General features: G+C 74.9%; 14 protein-coding genes. 9 read left to right on the top strand and 5 right to left on the bottom strand.

The features are described 5' to 3' along the window. Positions 1-7: 7 nt before the first annotated feature. From ACFWW8_RS13625 to serC, 3 genes are all read right to left on the bottom strand, one after another. Positions 8-649: a class F sortase gene (locus tag ACFWW8_RS13625; RefSeq protein WP_386527786.1), complete on the bottom strand. Its 642-nt coding sequence runs from the start codon at positions 647-649 to the stop codon at positions 8-10. Then, positions 642-1,487 carry a hypothetical protein gene (locus tag ACFWW8_RS13620; RefSeq protein ID WP_386527783.1) on the bottom strand — a complete coding sequence of 282 codons (846 nt, stop codon included), beginning with the start codon at positions 1,485-1,487 and terminating at the stop codon, positions 642-644. Before ACFWW8_RS13620 ends, ACFWW8_RS13625 begins: the two co-directional genes overlap by 8 nt. A gap of 319 nt (positions 1,488-1,806) precedes the next feature. Beyond that, positions 1,807-2,925, bottom strand: a complete 1,119-nt coding sequence (gene serC / locus ACFWW8_RS13615; protein ID WP_386527780.1) for a phosphoserine transaminase — start codon at positions 2,923-2,925, stop codon at positions 1,807-1,809. 85 nt (positions 2,926-3,010) lie between these two features. On the opposite strand from serC, the gene ACFWW8_RS13610 reads away from it, so the two are divergent. The 3 genes from ACFWW8_RS13610 (at position 3,011) to ACFWW8_RS13600 (ending at position 7,531) form a co-directional block, all read left to right on the top strand. Then, positions 3,011-6,115: an FAD-linked oxidase C-terminal domain-containing protein gene (locus ACFWW8_RS13610; protein ID WP_386527778.1), complete on the top strand. Its 3,105-nt coding sequence runs from the start codon at positions 3,011-3,013 to the stop codon at positions 6,113-6,115. 85 nt (positions 6,116-6,200) lie between these two features. Continuing rightward, entirely contained in the window at positions 6,201-7,169 is a 969-nt protein-coding gene (locus tag ACFWW8_RS13605) for a DMT family transporter (protein WP_386527775.1), read from the top strand. Next, on the top strand, positions 7,169-7,531 hold the full coding sequence (locus ACFWW8_RS13600; RefSeq protein WP_386527773.1) for a DUF1801 domain-containing protein: 363 nt from the start codon (positions 7,169-7,171) through the stop codon (positions 7,529-7,531). The genes ACFWW8_RS13605 and ACFWW8_RS13600 overlap by 1 nt, the downstream gene beginning before the upstream one ends. Before the next feature lie 22 nt (positions 7,532-7,553). Here the strand turns inward: ACFWW8_RS13600 and ACFWW8_RS13595 are convergent, their stop codons facing one another. Next, on the bottom strand, positions 7,554-8,576 hold the full coding sequence (locus tag ACFWW8_RS13595) for a helix-turn-helix transcriptional regulator (protein ID WP_386527770.1): 1,023 nt from the start codon (positions 8,574-8,576) through the stop codon (positions 7,554-7,556). A gap of 99 nt (positions 8,577-8,675) precedes the next feature. Between ACFWW8_RS13595 and ACFWW8_RS13590 the strand changes: the two genes are divergently transcribed. Further along, positions 8,676-9,131 carry a hypothetical protein gene (locus ACFWW8_RS13590; RefSeq protein ID WP_386527768.1) on the top strand — a complete coding sequence of 152 codons (456 nt, stop codon included), beginning with the start codon at positions 8,676-8,678 and terminating at the stop codon, positions 9,129-9,131. A 111-nt stretch (positions 9,132-9,242) separates the two neighbouring features. On the opposite strand, the gene ACFWW8_RS13585 is transcribed toward ACFWW8_RS13590, so the two are convergent. Further along, positions 9,243-10,892 (bottom strand): CocE/NonD family hydrolase, encoded by a 1,650-nt coding sequence (locus ACFWW8_RS13585; protein WP_386527765.1) that lies wholly within the window; start codon positions 10,890-10,892, stop codon positions 9,243-9,245. 335 nt (positions 10,893-11,227) lie between these two features. Between ACFWW8_RS13585 and ACFWW8_RS13580 the strand changes: the two genes are divergently transcribed. The 5 genes from ACFWW8_RS13580 (at position 11,228) to ACFWW8_RS13560 (ending at position 18,756) form a co-directional block, all read left to right on the top strand. After that, entirely contained in the window at positions 11,228-12,028 is an 801-nt protein-coding gene (locus tag ACFWW8_RS13580; RefSeq protein ID WP_386527762.1) for a TIGR03084 family metal-binding protein, read from the top strand. 68 nt (positions 12,029-12,096) lie between these two features. Continuing rightward, positions 12,097-14,064 (top strand): acyclic terpene utilization AtuA family protein, encoded by a 1,968-nt coding sequence (locus ACFWW8_RS13575; RefSeq protein WP_386528109.1) that lies wholly within the window; start codon positions 12,097-12,099, stop codon positions 14,062-14,064. Then, entirely contained in the window at positions 14,061-15,659 is a 1,599-nt protein-coding gene (locus ACFWW8_RS13570) for an acyl-CoA carboxylase subunit beta (RefSeq protein WP_386527760.1), read from the top strand. The genes ACFWW8_RS13575 and ACFWW8_RS13570 overlap by 4 nt, the downstream gene beginning before the upstream one ends. Positions 15,660-15,667: 8 nt before the next feature. Beyond that, positions 15,668-17,599, top strand: coding sequence for a biotin carboxylase N-terminal domain-containing protein (locus ACFWW8_RS13565; RefSeq protein WP_386527757.1), 1,932 nt, complete (start codon positions 15,668-15,670; stop codon positions 17,597-17,599). Next, positions 17,596-18,756 (top strand): acyl-CoA dehydrogenase family protein, encoded by a 1,161-nt coding sequence (locus ACFWW8_RS13560; protein ID WP_386527754.1) that lies wholly within the window; start codon positions 17,596-17,598, stop codon positions 18,754-18,756. Before ACFWW8_RS13565 ends, ACFWW8_RS13560 begins: the two co-directional genes overlap by 4 nt. Positions 18,757-19,002 lie beyond the last annotated feature (246 nt).

The raw sequence follows: 19,002 nt of genomic DNA, 5'->3' as shown, positions 1-19,002 counted from the left end.
TACCGGGTCAGGCCTTGCCCGTGAGGTGCGCGAACACCACGACGTTGGCGTCCCAGTGGCGGTCCGCGGTGAGGTCGCCGCCGCAGGTGATGAGGCGCAGCTCGGCCTTCCCGTGGGTGTCCCCGTAGACCTTGTCGGTGGGGAAGGCGTCCTTCTTGAAGGTGTCGACCGCGTCGACGGCGAACACGGCGGTGGTGCCGTCGGTGCGGTGGATCTCGATCTTCTGGTCCTTCTTCAGCTTCTTGAGGCGGTAGAAGACGGCCTCGGGGGTCTGCGGGGTGTCCATGTGGCCGACGACGGCGGCCGCGCCCGCCTCCCCGGGGGTGGGTCCCTCCTTGTACCAGGCGGCGTCCTGCGGCTTGGCGAAGTCCGGTTCCCGCATGACGCCTTGGGCGTCCAGCCCGACGGTGTCGAGCGGGGCGTCCACCGACACGTCGGGGATCTTCACCCGGTCCGGCACGGACGGCGGGAGCGGGGCCGCGGCGCTCGCGGCGGCCGGGGCGTGGCCGGCGCCGTCGGCGGCTCCGGCCCTGCCCGCGGCGCAGCCGGTGGCGAGGACCGCGGCGAGGGCCGAGGCCCCCGCCAGGGCGGCCGTACGGCGCGCTCGGCCGGTGCGGCCGCCCTGGCGGAGCGTGGTGGGCTCAGGCATTGCTGGTCTCGGGGAGAAGACCGGCGGGGGCCTGGCCGGTGTTGACGGAGCCCTTGGGGGTCCTGTGCAGGCTCGGGTCCAGCGGCTTGACGTCGTGGCGCGGGGCCGGGCCGGCCTTGGCCTCGGTGGAGAACTTCACGACGTCGAACTCCTTGCCGCCCGCGAAGGCGTGCACGCCGTAGTAGCCGGACGTGACGCCCTTGGCGACGGTGGCGGTGCCGGTGAAGGTGCCCTTGCCGTCGCTCTCCAGGTTGACCCGGCCGCCGAAGGCGTCGGACTTCACGAAGGCGTTCTGCTCGGAGGTCCTGACGGTGACGACGACCTTGTCGCCGGGGCGGCCGAAGTCGGTCGACAGGTTCAGGGCGGAGGGCCGCGGGGTCGGCTCGGGGGACGGGGCGTCCGCGGTGACGCGCAGCTGCGCGGTGGCCTGGAGCTTGGCGCCGTCGGGGCCCGTGCCGGTCAGGGAGACGCCGTAGTCGCCCGCCTTGACGTCGGAGACCACGGCGGTGCCGCCGCGGCCGTCGGTCATCTGCACGTCGGCCAGGGCCTTGGAGGAGACGGAGAGGTGGGTCGAGCCGTCGGGGACGTCCATCTGGAAGCTGACGGAGGCGCCCGGCCTGGCGCTGGAGGCCGACAGCTTCAGGCCCGCGGCGGCCGCGCGGGCGTGGCCGCCGGTGGCGGGCCCGTCGGTGGCGCGGCCGTCGGCGGTGGGGCCGGCGGCGGTGGGGCTGGAACTGCCCGCGGGAGCCGGGGTGTCGGCCGCGAACGCGGTGGCGGCGCCGCCGAGGGCCATCGACGAGGCGAGGACGATCGCCGAGAGGGTGAGTGCCTTGCGCATGGGGTTTCCTCCTGAACGGGCCGGGGTTTTTCCCGGCACACCAGACATGAGGGACATCCTGGGCGCTTTGGTTGCGGCCCTCCGGAGGGGCGGGGGAAGGGCCTGCCGAAGGTCCCCCGACGGGAACCCGCAGGTCGCGGGCTGTGTGTGGTACTGCCGTTTACGGCGATTTTGCCCCCATTTTTGGGACGAAAGTCCCGGTGGATCCGATCGGATCGGACCGCAGCCGGGCCGCGACGGGAACGCCGGAGCCCCCGGCGACGGGACGTCACCGGGGGCTCCTGGAGCGGTCGGGCCGCGACAGCGGCTGCGGCTGCGGTTACAGCTTCTCGATCACGTAGTCGATGCACGCGGTCAGCGCCTGCACGTCCGCCGGGTCGATCGCCGGGAACATCGCGACGCGGAGCTGGTTGCGCCCGAGCTTGCGGTACGGCTCGGTGTCCACGACGCCGTTGGCGCGCAGCACCTTCGCGACCGCCGCCGCGTCGACGTCGTCCGCGAAGTCGATCGTGCCGATGACGGCGGACCGCTTGTCGGCGTCCACGACGAACGGGCTCGCGTACTTCGACGCCTCGGCCCAGCCGTACAGGTTGCGCGCGCTGGCCGCGGTGCGTCCGGTCGCGAACTCCAGGCCGCCCTGGCCGTTCAGCCACTCGAGCTGCTGGTTCAGCAGGAAGAGGGTGGACAGCGCCGGGGTGTTGTACGTCTGGTTCTTCAGCGAGTTGTCGATCGCCGTCGGCAGGGAGAAGAACTCCGGGATGTGCCGGCCCGAGGCGTGCACGCGGGCCGCGCGCTCCAGGGCCGCCGGGGAGAACGCCGCCAGCCACAGGCCGCCGTCCGAGGCGAAGGACTTCTGCGGGGCGAAGTAGTAGACGTCGGTCTCGGTGATGTCCACCGGCAGACCGCCGGCGCCCGAGGTCGCGTCCACCAGGACGAGTGAACCGGCGTCGGCGCCCGCGACGCGCTTGATCGGCGCCGCGACACCCGTCGAGGTCTCGTTGTGCGTGTACGCGTACACGTCCACGCCCGCCTCGGCCACCGGCTCCGGGTGGGTGCCCGGCTCCGAGGAGATCACGGACGGCGCGTCCAGCCACGGCGCGAGCTTCGCGGCCTTGGCGAACTTCGAGGAGAACTCACCGAAGGTGAGGTGCTGCGACTTCTGCTCGATCAGCCCGGCGGTCGCGATGTCCCAGAAGGCGGTGGAGCCGCCGTTGCCCAGGATCACCTCGTACCCCTCGGGGAGGGAGAAGAGGTCCCGGATCCCCTGACGCACCGAGCCGACCAGGTTCTTGACCGGGGCCTGGCGGTGAGAGGTTCCGAGCAGGGAGGTACCGGTGGCGGCGAGGGCGTCCAGCGCCTCGGTCCGCACCTTGGAGGGGCCCGCGCCGAAGCGTCCGTCGGCGGGCTTGATGTCAGCGGGAATCTGGATCTCGGCCACGAGCGGAGCGTATCGGGTACCGGTCCACCCCTCGGAGGCGCGTCCACCCGATGAGACGCGCCGGGACGGTGGCAGGCTGGGCGCCGTGACGTCTCCCGGGGAACTCGAACGGACATTGCGGGCGAACCTCCGCGGGGAGGTGGACTTCGGCGCGGCCGCGCGGGCCCTGGCGACCATGGACGCCTCGAACTACCGCCGCGTCCCGGTCGGCGTGGTCGCCCCGTACGACGCCGACGACGTGGCCGCCGCCCTGGGCGCGTGCGCCGCGGCCGGGGTCCCCGTCGTCCCGCGCGGCGGCGGAACCTCCGTCGCCGGCCAGGCCACCGGAACGGGCGTCGTGCTCGACCTGACCCGCCACATGAACGCCGTGGTGTCGGTGGACCCGGCCGCCCGCACCGCCGTCGTCCAGCCCGGCCTGGTGCTCGACCGGCTGCGGGACGCGGTCCGCCCGTACGGACTGACCTTCGGGCCGGACCCCTCCACCCACTCCCGCTGCACCCTCGGCGGCATGATCGGCAACAACGCCTGCGGGGCCCACTCCGTGGCCTGGGGTACCACCGCCGACAACGTCGCGGAGCTCGCGGTGACCGCGTACGGCGGCGCCTCCCACCGCCTCGGCACCGGCTGGGCCGGCGCCCCCGCGGGACTGCGCGAACTGGTCGCGGGACACCTCGCCGTGCTCCGCACCGGGCTGTACGGCCCGCACGGGGACTTCTCGCGCCGGATCTCCGGCTACGGCGGTCTCGACGCCCTCCTGCCCGAGCGGGGCACCGGGCTCGCCCGCGCCTTCTGCGGCAGCGAGGGCACGCTCGGGGTGGTCACGGAGGCGGTGGTGCGCCTGGTCGAACCCCCGGCCGCGCCCGTCCTGGCCGTCCTCGGGTACGCCGACGAGAGCGCGGCCGCGGAGGCCGCCGCGGGCCTGCTCCCGTACGGGCCGCTCACCCTGGAGGGCATGGCGCACGACCTCGTCGGGGCGGCCGCGGCCGGCCTCCCGCGGGGCGGCGCCTGGCTGTTCGCGGAGCTGCCGGACGAGGGCGCGGCGCGGGCCCTGCTGCGCGGCGCCGACGCCGTGGACGGGCGGGTGGTGACCGACCCGGCCGGGCAGCGGGCGCTGTGGGGGATCCGCGAGGACGCGGCGGGCACCGCGACGCGGCTGCCCGGGGGCGCGATGGCCTGGCCGGGCTGGGAGGACTGCGCGGTGCCGCCGGCCCGGCTGGGCGCGTACCTGCGGGAGTTCCGCGCCCTGCTGGCCGCGCACGGGCTGCGGGGATCCCCGTACGGGCACTTCGGCGAGGGCTGCGTGCACGTACGGATCGACTTCGACCTGGTGACCCGGGAGGGCGTGGCCCGCTTCCGGACCTTCTCGGAGGAGCTGGCGGATCTGGTCGTGGCCCACGGCGGCTCGCTGTCGGGGGAGCACGGCGACGGCCGGGCGCGGGCGGAGCTCCTGCCGAAGATGTACGGGCCGGACGCGATCGCCCTCTTCGGCGCTTACAAGGACGTGTGGGACCCGGCGGGCGGCATGAACCCGGGGATGCTGGTCCGGCCCGCCCGGCTGGACGAGGACCTCCGCTTCGCGGTGCTGCCGGACACCCCTTTCGCGCGGGAGGTCGCCCGGTGCGTGGGCGTCGCGAAGTGCCGCTCGACGGAGACCGGCGGGACGGCGGTGATGTGCCCGTCGTACCGGGTCACGGGCCAGGAGCGGCACTCCACGCGCGGCCGGGCGCGGCTGCTGCACGAGATGCTGGCCGGGGAGATCGTCACCGACGGCTGGCGCTCGGCGGAGGTCGCCGGGGCGCTGGACCTGTGCCTCGGCTGCAAGGGGTGCCTGAGCGACTGCCCGGTGGGCGTGGACATGGCGGCGTACAAGGCGGAGTTCCTGCACCGCCACTGGGCGGGCCGGATCCGCCCGCTCGCCCACTACACCCTGGGCGGCCTCCCCGGCTGGCTCCGCCTGATCGCCCGGCTGCGGCTGGCCACCGTCGTCAACGCGGCCGCCCGCCGCCTCCCGCTCCCGGGCCTCACCCGCGCCCGCCCCCTCCCCCCGGTCGCCCCCACCCCCTTCACCCACTGGTGGCGAACCCGCCCGACCCCACCCCCGCCACGAGCCGACGCCGCCGGGCCCGCCCCTTCGGCGCGCGACGGTGGCGCGGGGCCCGCCCCTTCGGCGCGCGACGGCGGCGCGGGGCCCGCCCCTTCGGCGCGCGACGGCGGCGCCGGGCCCGCCCCTTCGGCGCGCGATGGTGGCGCCGGGCCCGCCCCTTCAGCCTCGCCGGCGTTTGAGGCGCGCGTCCGGGCGGAGCCCGAAGGCCGCCCGCAGGGCACCGGTACCCCGGCCACCGGCCCCGCCCCCCGGGCCACCGGCCCGGGTACCGGCCCCGGCCGCCCGCAGGGCACCGGTACCCCGGCCACCGGCCCCGCCCCCCGGGTCACCGGCCCGGGTACCGGCCCCGGAACGCCGGTCACCCTGTGGCCCGACACCTTCACGGAGCACCTGGCCCCCGAGACCGGCCGGGCGGCCGTCCGTGTCCTGGAGGCGGCCGGGTTCGCCGTCACCGTCCCCCGCGGCCCGGTCTGCTGCGGCCTGACGTACGTCTCCACCGGCCGCCTCGACCGCGCCCGCACGGTCCTGCGCCGCACCCTGGACACCCTCGACGCCTCCGGCGGGACCGGCGGGACCGGCGGGACCGGCGGGCCCGCCGGAGGCCACCCCGTCCTCGTCCTGGAACCCAGCTGCGCCGCGGCCCTGCGCGGCGACCTCCCCGTCCTCCTCCCCGACGACCCCCGCGCCCACCGCCTCGCGGCAGCCGTCCGCACCTTCGCCGAGACCCTGGAGCAGTACGCCCCGGACTGGCGGCCGCCCCGGATCGACCGGCCGGTGGCCGGCCAGACCCACTGCCACCAGCACGCCGTGCTCGGCGACGCCGCCGACCGCCGGCTGCGCGAGCGGGCCGGCCTCACCGGCGAACTCAGCGGCGGCTGCTGCGGCCTGGCGGGGAACTTCGGCTTCGAGCCCGGCCATCACGAGGTATCGGTCGCGTGCGCCGAGGAGCAGCTGCTGCCGTCCTTGCGCGGGGCGCCGGAGCGCGCGCTGGTCCAGGCGGACGGGTTCTCCTGCCGCACCCAGATCGCCCAGCTCGGCGGAGTCCGGGCCCGACACCTGGCGGAGCTCCTGGACGAGGCGCTCTGAGGCGTCCCTCCACGGCAGCTCCAGTACCGCGCGGTAAGGAAAAACCCGCGAGGACACTCCTTACCGAACCCCTTACTCTGGAGAGATGACCGCCGCCTCCGAACCGGCCGCCCCCACCGCGGCCCCCACCCTCCCCGCATCCACATCCGCATCCGCCGCCGCAGCCCCGGCCGCGGCTCCGCAGGACTCCGCGGCGGCCCGGTTCGGTCCGGTCGCCCTGGTGGTCGCGGCGGGGGTCTCGGTGCAGTTCGGCGCCGCCCTCGCGGTCACGATCATGCCGAGGGCCGGCGCGGCGGGCGTGGTCACCCTGCGCCTCGCGGCCGCCGCCCTCGTGCTGCTGGTCCTGTGCCGGCCGAAGGTGCGCGGCTACTCCCGCGCCGACTGGGGCACGGTGCTCGCCTTCGGCGTCACCATGGCCGGCATGAACGGGCTCTTCTACCAGGCCGTGGACCGCATCCCGCTCGGTCCGGCCGTCACCCTGGAGGTCCTCGGCCCGCTCGCCCTCTCGGTGATCGTCTCCCGGCGCCTGGTGAACCTGCTGTGGGCGGGCCTCGCGCTCGGCGGAGTGGTCCTGCTGTCCGGCCACGGCGGCGGGGGCCTCGGCTTCGGCTCCCTCGATCCGGCGGGCGCCGCCTTCGCGCTCGGGGCGGGCGTGATGTGGGCGGCGTACATCGTCTTCAGCGCGCGCACCGGCCGCCGCTTCCCCCAGGCCGACGGCCTGGCCCTGGCGATGGCCGTGGCCGCGCTGCTGTCGTTGCCGCTCGGCGTGTTCGAGGCGGGTTCCGCCCTGCTGGTCCCGAGCACCCTCGCACTGGGCCTCGGGGTGGCCGTGCTGTCCTCCGTCCTCCCGTACACCCTGGAACTGCTCGCCCTGCGGCGGCTCCCGGCACCCACCTTCGCGATCCTGATGAGCCTGGAACCGGCGATCGCCGCCACCGCCGGCTTCCTGGTGCTGCACCAGGCGCTGTCCGCCGTGGACGCGCTGGCCATCGCCCTCGTGATCGCGGCCAGCATGGGCGCGGTCCGTTCCCAGACCCGCAAGCGGGCCCGCTGATGGACCCCCGCCTCGACGCCTACCTCGCCGGTGCCCCGGAGGCCCGCCGGGCGGCCCTGACCCGGCTGCGCGCCCTGTGCGCGGCCGAGCTGACCGGCTTCGAGGAGCAGATCGCGTACGGGATGCCGGTGTACGTGCGGCCGGGCGCGGAGGCCGGCGAGATCGCCTGGGCGAACCAGAAGCAGTACATCTCCTTCTACCTGCTGCGCACGGACGTCCGCGACGCCTTCGCGGACCGGCTGGCGGGACACGACATGGGCAAGGCCTGCCTGCGCTTCCGCAACCCCGCCGCGGTCGACTTCGACCTCGTACGGGACCTCCTGCGGGCCACCGCCGAGGCGCCCGGGGGACCGGTCTGCTGACACCGGCGGGAGCCCGGCGGCCTCATGCGTACCGGGCCGCCATCGCCGCCAGGGTGGACCGGACCCGGTCCCGCAGGGCCGTGGGGAGGAGGACCTCCGCGTCCGCGCCCAGCGACAGGAACTGCCCCTCGGCCTGCGCCGCCGACTCGATCGGCAGGGTCGCGCGCGTCCACCCGGTGAGCTCCGGGTCGGGCTCTCCCGTGGCGGCCAGCGCGCGGGCCTGGGCCCCCGTCAGCCGGGCGGCCGCGCGCGGGGAGAGGCGTACGACCGCCTCCTCGGGGTGGAGTCGCGCGTGGAAGTCGGCCTGGGTGCGCTGCCAGTGCGCGGCCAGGTCGAAGCCCTCCGGGGGCTCCGCCTCCTCGGCCGTCTCGGCGACCCGCAGGATCTGGTCCACCCGGTACGTGCGCGGCTCCCGCGCCCCGTCGGTCGCCCGTGCCCCGTCGGTCTCCCGCGCCCCCTCGGTCTCCCGTGCCCCGGCGGGCGACGCCACGAGATACCAGCGGCCCGCCTTGAGGACCAGCCCGTACGGGGCCAGCCGCCGCTCCACCTCCTGCGGGGCCTGCCACCGCCGGTAGCCGACCTCGATGACCCGGCCCCGCCACACCGCGTCGGCGACCCGGGCCAGGTAGGGGGTCTCCGCGTGCTCCGCGTACCAGCCGGGCGCGTCCAGGTGGAACCGCAGCCGCATCCGGTCCGCCTGGGCGCGCAGCTCCGGCGGCAGGGCCGCCCGCAGTTTCAGCTGGGCCGCCGACACGGCCCGGCCGAGCCCCAGCTCCGCCGCCGGGCCCGGCATCCCGGTCAGGAACAGGGCCTCCGCCTCGCCCGTGCTGAGGCCGGTCAGCCGGGTGCGGTAGCCGGCGAGCAGCTGGTAGCCGCCGCTGTGGCCGGCGTCCCCGTACAGCGGTACGCCCGCCGCGCCCAGGGCCTCCGCGTCGCGGTAGACGGTGCGTACGGACACCTCCAGCTCGCGCGCGAGCTCGGCGGCGGTCATCCTGCCGCGGGTCTGGAGCAGCAGCAGGATCGACAGCAGCCGGTCGGCCTTCATCGGGACGCTCGGGACGCTCGGGACTTCACTGACACAGGATGTCAGGGGAGCGCTCCTACGGTTCCCCCGTATCGCAACGGACCCAAGGGAGCGCACCGCATGAACGACTTCGACTTCCTCGTCGGCAGCTGGGACGTCGCCAACCGCAGGCGCACCGACTTCCTCGACGCGGACAGCCCGTGGGAGGAGTTCCCGGCGGTCTCGCACATCTCCCGGCACTTCGGCGGCGGCGCGAGCTTCGACGAGATCGCCTTCCCGACGACGGGCTCCGCCGGCCTGACGCTGCGGCTCTTCGACCGCGAGCGGGAGGAGTGGTCGCTGTACTGGGCGAGCGGGCGCACCGGCACCCTCTTCCCGCCCGTCGTCGGCCGGTTCGACGGCGACCGCGGGGTCTTCGAGGGGGAGGACACGCACGACGGCAAGGACGTCCGCGTGCGGTACGTGTGGTCCGGGACGGCGCCCGGTTCCGCGCCGCGCTGGGAGCAGGCCTTCTCGCTCGACGGGGGCGCGACCTGGCTGGACAACTGGACGATGGACTTCACCCGTCGCCCCTAGGCCGTGGCGCGGCCCGCAGCGGCCCGCCCGCCCCGCCGGCACGGGGGTCCGGAGGGGCGGGCGGGCTGGACCCGGAAGGCTGGGCCGGAGGGACGGGCCGGCGGGACGGGCTCAGCCCAGCGGCAGGTCCAGGTAGGACGGCGTCGCCTCCGGGGAGGTGAACGACAGGGTCGCGCGCGGCAGGTTGGCGTCGCCGTAGAAGGGGTCGCGGGCGTCGATCACCAGCATCAGCCGGTGGCCCGGCGGGACGTCGTACGCCGTCGCCTGGAGGTCGACGTCCGCGCTGATCAGGCTGTCGGGAGCCGAGTCCAGGTCGGTGTACGGGGCGTGCGTGACGAGGTGGGCCGTGCCGTCGGGCGCCAGGTCGAGCAGGTACGCGACGAAGGTGGAACTCGGGTTCGCCGAACGGTAGGTGACGCGCAACCTCGGTGTGCCGCGCAGCCGGGTGGTGTCCTCGGCCGGGGCCGACGCCCACACCGCGGCGACGGTGCGGTCGATGTCGGCCGTCGGGTAGACCTTCGGGCGGCCGGCGATCTCGGCGTACCCGGAGGTGACGACGGCGTCGGCGACGGTGGCCGGGGTGTCGACCCCGCACAGCACGCCGGCCGTCCAGCCGGCCTCCGGCTCCCCGGCGAGTTCCCCGCCGCCCGCCAGGTGCAGCCGGTGTACCCGCTCGGTGAGGGAGTGCCAGGTGGGGCGCGGTTCCAGGGCCTTGCTCCACATCACCTCGCTGATCACCTGGCCCTCGTCGGCGATGCCGTTGTCGATGCCCCGGAGGTGGTGGTCGAACCAGCGGTGGGCGTCCGTCCAGATCCGGTTGGGCAGGCCGAGCATGCCCGTCATCTCGGGGCCGGAGTGGTCCCCGATGGACAGGGCGAGGCGCTTGGGGCCGGTCAGTTCGTTGAACATCTTGAGCGTCTGGTTGGCGGGGAAGAGGGTCTCGTGCCAGGCGTGCGCGAAGTAGACGGGCACCTGACGGCGGTTGAGCTCCTTGATGTGGCTGAAGGGCGAGCGGATCTCGGCCCACTGCAGGGTGCCCTGGATGTCGCGGTTGCCGAGGACGTTGTCGAAGACGGTGCGCGTCTGCGGGCTAAGCCGCGCCTTCGCCGCCGCGCCGAGCAGGGCCCGCACGGCCGCGACGTGGCGGGTGGAGTTCTCGTAGAACGCCTCCCCGAGGTCGCCCCAGCTGCTTAGCGCGACCACGGCGTCGACGCGGGTGTCGTGCGCGGCGACGAGCTGGCTGATGCCGGAGCCGTACGAGTCCCCGAGGAAGCCGATCTTCGTCACCGGGCCGGAGGACCGCTCGATGAGGTGGTCCAGGGCCCGGCTGCCGTCGGCGACGTCGAGCGGGCCCGCCACGTCGACCTGGCCCTCGGAGGCGGCGAAGCCGCGGGTGGTGTAGGCGAGGACGTCGTAGCCGCGGGCCGCGAAGAGGGTGGCCTGGACGGCGTACGTGAGCCAGCCCAGGTCGGTCCAGGGCGACGGCATCACGATCACGGGCCGGGGTCCGGACCCGGTGTGCCGCCAGAGCGCGGCGTCGAGCCGGTCCCCGTCGGCGCCGGTCACCTTGCCGCGGGTGAAGACGGCCACGGAGCGGGCTTCGGCGACCTCGGCCGCGCGGGCCGGGGCGAGGCCTGTGAGGTCGCCGCTCTCCAGGGCGGTGACGAAGGCGCCGAGGGCGGTCGCGTCGAGTTCGGGATAGAGGGAGGACGGGACGGGAGCGTCGGAGGAGGCGGGGCGGGCGGAGGCGGCTGGAGTCACGTCGGTTCATCCTCTTCGTCGAGTTTCGTCGAGTTCGTCGAGTGACATGAACGTGGTGTGCTCGCCCGGGCCCGGAGCGGAACGTCCAGTATCGACGGGACATCCGGTGACGTATCGCGAGTTTCCGGCTTACGGCCTGAATTGCCCCCGCGCCCCCGCCGGACGGCGCGCCCCGGGACCAGCGCGCGCCGCGCGACACGCCAAGTCCGTTCGTGGGAAGCAGGGTTGGGGTGCGTGGCGGGAACGTGCCACCCCTCCATAAAATCATGCAAGCGTGCTTGATTGTTTTCACGGAGACTGCCAGTCTTCCCCTCACGCCGAGAGGGGAGCGCACCGTGCCCGATCCGTCCGCCGTCGCCGTCTTCACCGATCTCTCCGAGGAGGGTGGTGAACTGGACGCCCTGGTAGGGCAGTTGCCCGAAGCCGACTGGGCCCGCCCCACCCCCGCGCCGGGCTGGGGCATCGCCCACCAGATCGCCCACCTGCACTGGACCGACCGGGCGTCCCTGCTCTCCCTCACCGACGCCGACGGCTTCGCCGGGATGGTCGAGGCGGCCCTGAAGGCCCCCGACTCCTTCGTCGACGAGGGCGCGCGGGAGGGCGCGGCCCTGCCGCCCGCCGAGCTGCTCGCCCGCTGGCGGGCCGGTCGCACCGCCCTCGACGCGGCGCTCGCCGGGGCCTCACCCGACGCCCGCTTCCCCTGGTACGGGCCGCCGATGAAGGCCGCTTCGATGGCGAGCGCCCGGCTGATGGAGACCTGGGCGCACGGCCAGGACGTGGCCGACGCCCTCGGGGTGCACCGGACCCCGACGGGCCGACTGCGGCACGTCGCCCGGATCGGCGTACGGGCCCGCGACTACGCCTACGCGGTGCGCGGACTGCCCTCACCGGACGGGGAGTTCCGGGTGGAGCTGACGGCGCCGGGCGCCGAGGGCGTGTGGGCGTACGGCCCGGCCGGCGCCCCGCAGCGGATCACCGGCCCGGCGCTCGACTTCTGCCTGCTCGTCACCCAGCGCGCCCACCGCGCCGACCTGGCCCTGACGGCCAGCGGCCCCGACGCGGACCGCTGGCTGGACATCGCGCAGGCCTTCGCCGGCCCGGCGGGCCCCGGACGCGCCCCGCGGGACGCCCGGTGACGCGCCGGCCGCTGCGGATCGGCAACGCCTCGGGCTTCTACGGGGACCGCGCCGGCGCCGTGCGCGAGATGCTCACCGGTGGCCCGCTGGACGTGCTGACCGGGGACTACCTCGCCGAGCTGACGATGCTGATCCTGGGCCGCGACCGGCTGAAGAACCCGGATCTGGGCTACGCCAAGACCTTCCTGCGCCAGTTGGAGGAGGGTCTCGGGCTCGCCCTGGAGCGGGGGGTGCGGATCGTCGCGAACGCGGGCGGCCTCAATCCGGCCGGGCTCGCCGACGCCGTACGGGAACTCGCGGTGAAGGCGGGCGTCCCCGTCGCGGTCGCGCACGTCGAGGGCGACGACCTGATGCCGTACCAGGAGGGGGCGCTGACGGCGAACGCCTACCTCGGCGGCGCCGGGATCACGGCCTGCCTGCGGGCCGGGGCCGACGTGGTCGTCACCGGCCGGGTCACGGACGCGGCCCTGGTCAGCGGCTCGGCGGCCTGGTGGTTCGACTGGGCCCCGGACGCGTACGACCGGCTGGCGGGGGCGGTGGTCGCGGGCCACGTCCTGGAGTGCGGCACCCAGGCCACCGGCGGGAACTACTCCTTCTTCGCGCGGCACGACGTCCGCCATCCCGGCTTCCCGCTGGCGGAGGTCGCCGAGGACGGCTCCGCCGTCATCACCAAGCACCCGGGCACGGGCGGGGCCGTCACCACCGGCACGGTCACGGCCCAGCTCCTCTACGAGACCCAGGGCGTGCGCTACCTGGGCCCCGACGTCACCGCGCGGCTCGACACGGTCCGGCTGTCCGAGGACGGACCCGACCGGGTCCGCGTCTCGGGCGTCCTCGGCGAGCCGCCGCCGGACACCCTCAAGGTGGGCGTGACCCGGATCGGCGGCTGGCGCAACGAGGTGGTCTTCGTCCTGACCGGCCTCGACGTCGAGCAGAAGGCGGCCCTGGTCCGGTCCCAGCTCGCCCCGTCCCTGGCCGGGGTGGCATCGGCGCAGTGGACCCTGGCCCGCACGGACCACGAGGACGCCCCGACGGAGGAGACCGCCAGCGCCCTGCTGCGCCTGGTCGTCCGCGACCCGTCCCCGGACCGGGTCGGCCGCGCCCTGACCTCGGCGGCGATCGAGCTGGCCCTCGCCAGCTACCCGGGTTTCCACGTGACGGCCCCGCCGGGCCCCGCTCAGCCGTACGGGACCTTCACCTCGGCCCTGGTCCCGGCCGCGACCGTCCCCCACACCGCGGTCCTCCCCGACACCACCCGCCTCCCGATCCCGGCACCCCCTCCACCCCCACCGGGGGAGCCCGCGCGGCTTCGCCCCCTGCCGGGAGAGCTCGCGGCACTTCCTGCCCGCTCGGCTGGCTCCGCCGGCCCCCCCACCCTTCCGGCGGGGCCCGCGCCCCTTCCAGCCCCGCCGGCGTTGGAGGCGCGGGGGCCGGGGGGCGGAGCCCCCGAAGGGGTCCGGGGCGGAGCTCCGGTTTCAGGAAGGGGCGGGGTGGGGGAAAGCCCCGCAGGGCCACACCAGCACCGGGACGAGCACCAGGCCCGGGACCAGGGGCAGGACCGGGACCAGGACCGGGGGCAGCACCGGGCCCGGGACGTGCGGACCACCCGCGCCCCCTTGGGGGCACTGGCCGGGGCCCGCAGCGGCGACAAGGGCGGCGACGCCAACGTCGGCGTATGGGTCGAGTCGGCCCCCGCCTGGGACTGGTTGCTCGACGCCCTGACGGTGGACGCCTTCCGGGCGCTGCTCCCCGAGACCCGGGACCTCCCCGTCACCCGGCACGAACTGCCGCACCTGCGCGCCCTGAACTTCACCGTCACCGGCATCCTCGGCGCCGGCGTCGCCTCCGGCCACCGCTTCGACCCCCAGGCCAAGGCCCTCGGCGAATGGCTCCGCGCCCGCCACCTCGACATCCCGACCCACCTCCTCCCGGCGCAGCCCGCACCCCCGGCCGGGAGCCCCGCCCCACCACCCCCGCCGCCGCCCGCCCGGGGCCCCGCCCAGGGCCCCGCTCCCGACCCGGAGGTCGGAACATGACCCGCCTCGGCACCACCGTCGACCCGCACGCCCCCGAGCACGCGCAGGCCCGTACCGCCGCCCTCGAACGCCTCGCCGCGCTCGACGCCGAGCACGCCAAGGCCCTCCAGGGCGGCGGCGAGAAGTACACCGCCCGCCACAAGACCCGCGGCAAGCTCCTCGCCCGCGAACGCGTCGAGCTGCTCCTCGACCCGGACACCGCGTTCCTGGAGCTGTCCCCGCTGGCGGCCTGGGGCAGCGACTACCCGGTCGGTGCCTCGATGGTCACCGGCATCGGCACCGTCGAGGGCGTCGAGTGCCTGGTCACGGCCAACGACCCGACCGTCCGCGGCGGCGCCAGCAACCCCTGGACCCTGAAGAAGGCCCTGCGGGCCAACGAGATCGCCCGGCAGAACCGGCTGCCCTGCATCAGCCTCGTGGAGTCCGGCGGCGCCGACCTCCCCTCGCAGAAGGAGATCTTCATCCCGGGCGGGGCGATCTTCCGGGACATCACCCGGCTGTCCGCCGACGGCATCCCCACCGTCGCCGTCGTCTTCGGCAACTCCACCGCCGGGGGCGCGTACATCCCCGGCATGTCCGACCACACCATCATGATCAAGGACCGCTCCAAGGTGTTCCTCGGCGGTCCGCCCCTGGTCAAGATGGCGACCGGTGAGGAGAGCGACGACGAGTCCCTCGGCGGAGCCGACATGCACGCACGGACCTCCGGACTCGCCGACTACTACGCCCTCGACGAGCACGACGCCATCCGCCAGGCCCGCCGCGTCGTGGCCCGCCTGTGCCACCGCAAGCCGCACCCGGATCCGCCCGGCGCGCAGGACCCGCTGTACGACCCGGAGGAGCTCCTCGGGATCGTCCCGCCCGACCTGAAGACCCCGTTCGACCCCCGCGAGGTCGTCGCGCGGATCGTCGACGCCTCCGACTTCGACGAGTTCAAGCCCCTGTACGGGACCAGCCTGGTCACCGGCTGGGCCACCCTCCACGGCTACCCGGTCGGCATCCTCGCCAACGCGCAGGGCGTGCTGTTCAGCGCGGAGTCACAGAAGGCCGCCCAGTTCATCCAGCTCGCGAACCAGCGCGACATCCCCCTCCTCTTCCTGCACAACACCACCGGCTACATGGTCGGCAAGGAGTACGAGCAGGGCGGCATCATCAAACACGGCTCCATGATGATCAACGCGGTCTCCAACTCCCGCGTTCCGCACCTCTCCGTCCTGATCGGCGCGAGCTACGGCGCCGGCCACTACGGCATGTGCGGCCGCGCCTACGAGCCCCGGTTCCTGTTCGCCTGGCCCAGCGCCAAGTCGGCCGTCATGGGGCCCCAGCAGCTCGCCGGGGTGCTCTCCATCGTGTCCCGGCAGTCCGCCGCGGCCAAGGGGCAGCCGTACGACGAGGAGGCCGACGCCGGGATGCGCGCCTTCGTGGAGGCGCAGATCGAGTCCGAGTCCCTGCCGATGTTCCTGTCCGGGCGGCTGTACGACGACGGGGTCATCGACCCCCGCGACACCCGCACCATCCTCGGCCTGTGCCTGTCGGCTGTCCACAACGCCCCCGTCGAGGGCGCCCGTGGCGGCTTCGGCATCTTCCGGATGTGAGCGCCCCCATGACAGACCAGCCCGTGACCGTGACCGGCAAGCCCCTCACCTCCCTCCTCGTCGCCAACCGCGGCGAGATCGCCGTACGCGTCTTCCGCACCGCCCGCGCCCTCGGTCTCGCCACCGTCGCGGTCCACTCCGACCCCGACGAGCAGGCCCTGCACGTCCGCGAGGCCGACGCGGCCGTCCGGCTGCCGGGTGCCGCTCCCGCGGACACCTACCTGCGCGGCGACCTCGTCATCAAGGCCGCCCTGGCCGCCGGGGCGGACGCCGTCCACCCCGGTTACGGCTTCCTCTCCGAGAACGCCGGCTTCGCCCGCGAGGTGCGGGCCGCCGGCCTGACCTGGGTCGGCCCCCCGCCCGCCGCCATCGAGGCCATGGCCTCCAAGACCCGGGCCAAGGAGCTGATGCGCGCCGCCGGCGTCCCACTCCTGGAACCCGTCGACCCGGACACCGCCACCCCCGCGGACCTGCCCCTCCTGCTCAAGGCCGCGGCCGGCGGCGGAGGCCGCGGCATGCGCGTGGTCCGCGCCCTCGACGAGCTGCCGGAAGCCCTCGCGGGCGCCCGTGCCGAAGCCGCCTCCGCCTTCGGCGACGCGGAGGTCTTCGCCGAGCCGTACGTCGAGCGGGGCCGCCACGTCGAGGTGCAGGTCCTCGCCGACGCGCACGGCACCGTCTGGGCGCTCGGCACCCGCGACTGCTCCCTCCAGCGCCGCCACCAGAAGGTCATCGAGGAGGCGCCCGCGCCCGGCCTGCCCGAGCCGCTGCGCACCACCCTCCACGAGGCCGCCGTGGCCGCGGCCCGGGCCGTCTCCTACCAGGGCGCGGGCACCGTCGAGTTCCTCGTCACCGCCGACGGGCGGCCGTACTTCCTGGAGATGAACACCCGCCTCCAGGTCGAGCACCCGGTCACCGAGGCCGTCTTCGGCCTCGACCTCGTCGCCCTCCAGCTGCGGATCGCCGAGGGCGCGGCCCTGCCCCTGACCCCGCCCGAGCCCGCCGGGCACGCCGTCGAGGCCCGCCTGTACGCCGAGGACCCGGCCCGGGACTGGCGGCCGCAGACCGGTGTCCTGCACACCCTCGCCGTCCCCGGCAGCGTCCGCGTGGACACCGGCTTCGGCGACGGTGACACCGTCTCCGTCCACTACGACCCGATGCTCGCCAAGGTCGTCGCCCACGCCCCCACCCGCGCCGAGGCGGTCCGCACCCTGGCGCACGCGCTCGCCGCCGCCCGGATCCACGGGCTCACCACCAACCGCGAGCTCCTCGTACGGTCCTTGCGCCACCCGGAGTTCGCCGCGGGCCGGCTCGACACCGGCTTCTACGAGCGCCACCTCGCCGCCCTCACCGCGGGGGAACCGGACCCCTCCCTGGCCGCCCTGGCCGCGGCCCTGGCGGCGGCCGCCCCCGCCCCGGGAGCCCCGCTCGCCCGCCGCCTCGGCGGCTGGCGCAACGTCCGCTCCCAGCCCCAGACCCGCCGCTACACCGCGTCCGGCACCGAGTACGAGGTCCAGTACCAGCCGGTGAACCACCCGGGCGTCCGGGTCCTGGCGGCCACACCGGAGCTCGTCACCCTCGAAGTCGAGGGGATCCGGCGCCTGTTCCACGTGAAACAGAAATCGAACGAGGTCTACGTCGACTCCGCCCTCGGCTCCCACACCCTCACCCCCGTCCCCCGGTTCGCGGACCCCCAGGACCGCACCGAACCGGGTTCCCTGCTCGCCCCCATGCCCGGCACCGTCGTCCGCGTCGCCGAGGGCCTGGCCCCCGGCAGCCATGTCGCGGCCGGGCAGCCCCTGCTCTGGCTGGAGGCGATGAAGATGGAACACCGCATCCTCGCGCCCGCCTCCGGCACGCTCACCGCGCTCCACGCCGCCACCGGCCAACAGGTCGAGTTCGGCGCCCTGCTCGCCGTAGTCCAGGAGGAACCGCAAGCATGAGCTCCGTCATAGAGACCCAGGAACACCGGGACCTGCGCACCGCGGTCGCCGCCCTCGGCCGCAAGTACGGCCGCGACCACCTCGCCCGCGTCACCCGCGAGGGCGGCCACCCGGACGAGCTGTGGGCGGACGCCGCCGCCCTCGGCTACCTCGGGGTCAACCTCCCCGAGGAGTACGGCGGCGGAGGCGGCGGCATCGCCGAACTCTCCATCGTCCTGGAGGAACTCGGGGCGGCGGGCTGCCCGCTCCTGATGATGGTGGTCTCGCCCGCCATCTGCGGCACGGTCATCTCCCGCTTCGGGACCGAGGCCCAGAAGCGGGACTGGCTCCCCGGCCTCGCCGACGGCAGCCGCACCATGGCCTTCGGCATCACCGAACCGGACGCCGGCTCCAACTCCCACCGCATCACCACCACGGCCCGCCGCGACGGCGACGCGTGGGTCCTCACCGGCCGCAAGGTCTTCATCTCCGGCGTGGACATCGCGGACGCCACCCTCATCGTCGGCCGCACCGAGGACGCGCGCAGCGGCCGCCTCAAGCCGTGCCTGTTCATCGTCCCGCGGGACGCCCCCGGGTTCTCCCGCTCCCTCATCGACATGGAGATCCAGGCCGCCGAGAAGCAGTGGGAACTCACCCTGGACGACGTCCGGCTGCCCGCCGACGCCCTGATCGGTGACGAGGACGCCGGCCTGCTCCAGCTCTTCGCCGGCCTCAACCCCGAGCGCATCATGACCGCCGCGTTCGCGATCGGCATGGGCCGCTACGCCCTCGCCAAGGCCGTCGACTACGCCGGGACCCGCCAGGTCTGGAAGGACCCCATCGGGGCCCACCAGGCCATCGCCCACCCCTTGGCGGCGTCCCACATCGAGCTGGAACTCGCCCGGCTGATGATGCAGAAGGCCGCCGCGCTGTACGACGCGGGGGACGACATGGGCGCGGGGGAGGCCGCGAACATGGCCAAGTACGCGGCCGCCGAGGCCTGCGTCCGGGCGGTGGACCAGTCCGTCCACACCCTCGGCGGCAACGGCCTCACCCGCGAATACGGCCTCGCGTCCCTGATCACCGCCTCCCGCGTGGCCCGCATCGCCCCGGTCAGCCGGGAGATGATCCTCAACTTCATCTCCCACCAGACCCTGGGCCTCCCCAAGTCCTACTGACCCCGGCGAGGCTGTAGTTGCCCGCCCTGAGTCGTACGTGCCGCCACCAGAACGGAACGCGCGCCTGAGACAGCGACGGGACGGGACGGATGTGCGGCCAAGGGCGGGGACGGGGTGGGGGGTTGGCCGGGACGTAGAACGTGATGTGTGGCGCGACGGGCTCGTACAGCCCGGTCGGGGCCGGACGCCATAAATCATGCAGTCCCGGCCGACCCCCCACCCCGGCCCCGCCCCCCGAGCCGACCC

It is taken from the genome of Streptomyces sp. NPDC058701, from assembly GCF_042715295.1.
Classification (GTDB): Bacteria; Actinomycetota; Actinomycetes; order Streptomycetales; family Streptomycetaceae; genus Streptomyces.
This window is presented reverse-complemented; position numbering and strand designations above follow the sequence as displayed.

Excerpts from the sequence above, each read along its gene's own strand:
- ACFWW8_RS13565 (WP_386527757.1), top strand. The coding sequence starts at position 15,668 with ATGACAGACCAGCCCGTGACCGTGACCGGCAAGCCCCTCACCTCCCTC.
- ACFWW8_RS13605 (WP_386527775.1), top strand. The coding sequence starts at position 6,201 with ATGACCGCCGCCTCCGAACCGGCCGCCCCCACCGCGGCCCCCACCCTC.
- ACFWW8_RS13620 (WP_386527783.1), bottom strand. The coding sequence starts at position 1,487 with ATGCGCAAGGCACTCACCCTCTCGGCGATCGTCCTCGCCTCGTCGATG.
- ACFWW8_RS13595 (WP_386527770.1), bottom strand. The coding sequence starts at position 8,576 with ATGAAGGCCGACCGGCTGCTGTCGATCCTGCTGCTGCTCCAGACCCGC.
- ACFWW8_RS13560 (WP_386527754.1), top strand. The coding sequence starts at position 17,596 with ATGAGCTCCGTCATAGAGACCCAGGAACACCGGGACCTGCGCACCGCG.
- ACFWW8_RS13575 (WP_386528109.1), top strand. The coding sequence starts at position 12,097 with ATGCTCACCGGTGGCCCGCTGGACGTGCTGACCGGGGACTACCTCGCC.
- ACFWW8_RS13600 (WP_386527773.1), top strand. The coding sequence starts at position 7,169 with ATGGACCCCCGCCTCGACGCCTACCTCGCCGGTGCCCCGGAGGCCCGC.
- ACFWW8_RS13625 (WP_386527786.1), bottom strand. The coding sequence starts at position 649 with ATGCCTGAGCCCACCACGCTCCGCCAGGGCGGCCGCACCGGCCGAGCG.
- ACFWW8_RS13570 (WP_386527760.1), top strand. The coding sequence starts at position 14,061 with ATGACCCGCCTCGGCACCACCGTCGACCCGCACGCCCCCGAGCACGCG.
- ACFWW8_RS13590 (WP_386527768.1), top strand. The coding sequence starts at position 8,676 with ATGAACGACTTCGACTTCCTCGTCGGCAGCTGGGACGTCGCCAACCGC.